This window comes from Corallococcus sp. AB045 (assembly GCF_003668895.1).
In the GTDB taxonomy this organism is placed as follows: Bacteria; Myxococcota; Myxococcia; order Myxococcales; family Myxococcaceae; genus Corallococcus; species Corallococcus coralloides.
Genome location: NZ_RAWN01000371.1, coordinates 1 through 3,744 on the forward strand (window position 1 = coordinate 1; position 3,744 = coordinate 3,744).

Here is a 3,744-nt window from a genome sequence, read left to right on the forward strand (position 1 = left end):
GAGGGTGGGCCGGGCCTGAAAACCATCACATCAGCGCCGAGTTGTACGATCCGGCCACCGGCACCTGGAGCGCTACCGGCCCGATGCTCCGTGCCCGCTCGGGCCACACGGCCACGCTGCTGGGCAATGGCAAGGTGCTCGTGGCGGGCGGAAGCGGCGGCTACAGCTTCGCCCACGCCGAACTGTATGACCCGGACACCGGTACCTGGAGCGCCACCGGCTCGCTCTCGACGTCCTCCATCGACCACCGTGCGGTGCTGCTGCAAGGGGGCAAGGTGCTCGTGGTGGGTGGGCGCGTGGGCTCGGGCTCCTCGGCCAGGGCCGAGCTGTACGACCCCACCAGCCGCACCTGGACGCTCACGGGCTCACTGGCCTGGTCTCGGTCCGACTACTTCACGCTCACGGTGCTCGCCAATGGCAAGGTGCTCGTGGCGGGTGGGCCGACGGACTACTACGGCGGTTTCATCCAGCCCGAGTTGTACGATCCCGTCACCGGCACCTGGAGCGTCACCGGTGCCATGAACCAGCCCCGCTGGGACCATACGGCCACGCTGCTGGCGGATGGCAGCGTGCTCGTGGCGGGCGGGGCGTCCATCGGCGGCGGCAGCCTCTATGCCGACGACGCAGAGCTGTACCTGAAGGTGCCGGACACCCGCCTCGGCACGACGCCCCCCACCTCCACCCAGCAGCGCGGCGCGAGCTTCGCCTTCACCTCCGACGATGTGGGCGCCCGCTTCGAATGCAGCCTGGACGCCGAGGACTTCAACCCCTGCACCTCGCCCGCCACCTACGCCAACCTGGCCGTGGGCGCCCACACCTTCCGCGTGCGCGCGGTGGACCCGTTCGGCCACGCGGATGCCACCCCTGCCTCCCATCCCTGGACGGTGGACCTGACACCGCCGGACACGCTCTTCACCTCCACGCCGGCCAATCCCTCCGGCGCCACGGCCACCTTCAGCTTCTTCAGTGAGGAGGGGGCCAGCTTCGAGTGCAGCCTGGATGACGGGGCCTTCAGCCCCTGCGCCTCGCCGGAGACCCTCTTCAACCTGGGCTCGGGCAGCCATTCCTTCCAGGTGCGCGCGCGGGACGGGGCCGGCAACGTGGATGAATCCCCGGCCTCCCATTCCTGGCGTGTGGACCTGACGCCGCTGGACACCACCCTCACCGGGTTTCCGGCGACGTCCACCCAGCAGCAGAGCGCGACCTTCGCCTTCGAATCCAACAAGGCCGGCGCCCGCTTCGAGTGCCGCATGGACTACGAGTCCTTCGAGGTCTGCACCTCGCCGGTCGTCTACAGCTACGTGGGCCAGGGCTTCCACATCTTCCAGGTGCGAGCCCGGGATGCGCTCAACAGCGTGGATGAAACCCCGGCCACCCATTCCTGGATGGTGGACCTGTCGGCCCCGATGACCTTCATCGGGCTCGTGCCGGCCAATCCCACACGGCAGACCGTCGCGACCTTCGGCTTCAGCTCCGACGAGGGCGGCGGCCGCTTCGAGTGCAGCCTGGATGACGCGGCCTTCAGCTCCTGCGTGCCGCCCGTGCGCTACAGCGGCCTCGGGGAGGGCCCCCACCTCGTCCAGGTGCGCGCGATCGACGATGCCGGCAACGTGGATGAATCCCCGGCCTCCTATTCCTGGACGGTGGACCTGACGCCACCGGACACCCTCATCACCCTCGCTCCCGAGAGCTCCGGCAGTCAGACCGGCGCGATGTTCTTCTTCGACTCCACCGAGCCGGGGAGCAGCTTCGAGTGTCGCGTGGACGGCGCGGCCTTCACCCCGTGCGCCTCGCCGGAGACCCTCTTCAACCTGCGCGAGGGCAGCCATTCCTTCCAGGTGCGCGCGCGCGACATGGCGGGCAACGCGGGCACCCGCGTGGCCTCCCATTCCTGGACGGTGGACCTGACGGCGCCGACCACGCTCCTCACGTCCGTGCCGGGCAGCCTCGGCAATCAGCCCACGGCCAGCTTCTCGCTGGGGAGCAACGACGAGCGCGCCCGCTTCGAGTGCAGTCTGGATGGCTCGGACTTCAGCCCCTGCGAGCCGGTGGCCACCTACGCCGACCTGCGCGAGGGGGCCCACACCTTCGAGGCGCGCGCGAGGGATGAGGCCGGCAACGTGGATGCCTCTCCGGCCCGCTACGTCTGGACGGTGGACCTGACCGCGCCCGCCACCACGCTCACCTCCGCTCCGGGCAGCAAGAGCAACCAGTCCACGGCCACGTTCACCTTCACCAGCTCCGCCGGTGCCAGCTTCGAGTGCAGCCTGGATGCGGCTGAGTTCACGGACTGCACCTCGCCGGTCACCTATGCCAACCTGGTCTCGGGCGCTCACGCCTTCCAGGTGCGCGCGAGAGATGGGGCGGGCAACGCGGACGCCACGCCGGCGAGCCACTCCTGGACGGTCGACCTCCCGAGGGACCCGGCGCCGGAGCCTGGTGAGGGGGGCGGGTGCTCGGCGGGCCCGGGGGATGCCTCGTGGCTGCTGGCAGGACTGGCCCTGCTGGCGGGGACATCCCGGCGGCGCCAGCGCGCGGGGAACTGAGCTCGGTCCGTGCCTGCCTGGAGCGGCTGTCCGCGCTCCAGGTGCGTGGTTCATCCAGATTGTTGTTCATGCTGGAGCGATTGATGAGCGAGTGGAAGTCGCAGCCCGATTCGCCGCTCCGGGCCAGTCAGGCTGACGATTGGCGTGTCTGGTGAGCCGTCTGGGTAGAAAAGCACCTGCCCGCCGGAAACCGCCGCGGAGAATCCCACACGTCCGCACGGGTGTGGAGCAGCAGTCATGATAGGACTTGCTGGAGGTCGCTGGAGGGTGCCGGCCTGGTGGTCGGCCGCGATGAGAACGAGGAGGCGTGGATGCAGCCGGTGCAGGTGAAGTCTCGTCAGGATCGACTGCTGGGCGCCATCCAGCTCTCGACGATGGAAGGGGTGGAGATAGGGCCGCTCGCCAGTCCAATCGTCACCCGTGACGCCGGGCGGATCCTCTATGCCGACCACGCGACCACCGAGATGCTCCGGCGCAAGTACGAGGGGCACGGTTGGGATACCGCGACCATCGTGGATGTGGACCTGGTCCTCTCGTCGCAAACGCTGTCCGGTGCGCTGGGCGACCGGCGGGTGGACTTCGTGCTCGCGAGCCACGTCATCGAGCACGTGCCGGACCCCGTGGGCTGGCTGGGGGAGCTGCGCCAGGCACTGCGTCCTGGCGGCATCATCTCGCTGGCCATCCCAGACAAGCGCTTCTGCTTCGATGCGAAGCGCCCGGAGAGCACCCCCGGGGAGCTGGTGGACGCCTTCCTGTCGCGCCGCACCGCCCCCACCGTGAAGCAGGTCTTCGACTTCTGGGCCTATTACTGCCAGGTGGACACGCAGGCCATGTGGAACTGCGCCATCGACGCGGAGAGCCTCCCGTGCTCCGGCACGCTCCAGAACGCGCTGCAGAAGTCCCAGGAAGCGGTGGCCTCAACCAGCTACACGGACGTGCACTGCTGGGTCTTCACTCCGCGCTCCTTCCTGGAGGCCGCGGCCACACTGGCGGAGCTGGGGATGTTCCCGTTCCAGCTCGCGGACTTCTCGTCGACCCCTCCAGGGGATCTGGAGTTCTTCGTCAGCCTGAGGTGTGTCGAAGGCGATGAGAGCGAGCAGGAGCAGGCCCTCCGCGTGCAGTCGCTGCGCGCCGCGGCGCTCGAAGCGGCGTCAGCGCCTGGACCCTCGCGGCCCCCACCCCCGGAGCCGCCAGCGCC

Annotated in this window: 2 protein-coding genes; both read left to right on the top strand. The window is 69.4% G+C overall.

Going from position 1 to position 3,744, the window contains the following annotated elements; genetic code table 11:
* On the top strand, positions 1-2,546 hold a 2,546-nt coding region (locus D7Y21_RS40610; RefSeq protein ID WP_233612494.1), incomplete at its 5' end, for a kelch repeat-containing protein.
* Between the two features lie 278 nt (positions 2,547-2,824).
* On the top strand, positions 2,825-3,744 hold a 920-nt coding region (locus tag D7Y21_RS40615; protein ID WP_147469528.1), incomplete at its 3' end, for a class I SAM-dependent methyltransferase.